The organism is Pseudomonas sp. E45-MNA-CIBAN-0222 (assembly GCF_040310405.1).
In the GTDB taxonomy this organism is placed as follows: Bacteria; Pseudomonadota; Gammaproteobacteria; order Pseudomonadales; family Pseudomonadaceae; genus Stutzerimonas; species Stutzerimonas stutzeri_AC.
In genome coordinates this window covers 1-264 of record NZ_JBEOPU010000123.1, presented here as the reverse complement: position 1 = coordinate 264, position 264 = coordinate 1, and the positions used below count along the sequence as shown (strand labels likewise).

Sequence of the window (264 nt, the reverse complement as noted above, 5' to 3'; positions counted from 1 at the left end):
GCTCATGGTGATACGATTGCACTTGATGATTACTCGTTTATCCCTGTACGCACCTTACCGAACTTCCCTGAAGGTACAGCGTATACTCAAAGTATTGAGGAACATGACTTATGGAAGACAAACGGTCTGGTTCAGTTTGTGAAATTTACGGATAATGGCTATCAGTATGTCAGTTTAGCGGATACAGAAGAAGCGTTCAGAGAAGAAATCAAAACTGTCAATCTGCAAACTTCTGATGCCAAGTTGCTCATCAATGAAAAGGCA

The 264-nt window shown here is 41.3% G+C and carries 1 protein-coding gene; it reads left to right on the top strand.

Translation table 11 applies throughout. The annotated features are described in order from the left end of the window. On the top strand, positions 1 to 264 hold a 264-nt coding region (locus AAEZ08_RS23010; protein ID WP_500125191.1), incomplete at both ends, for a hypothetical protein.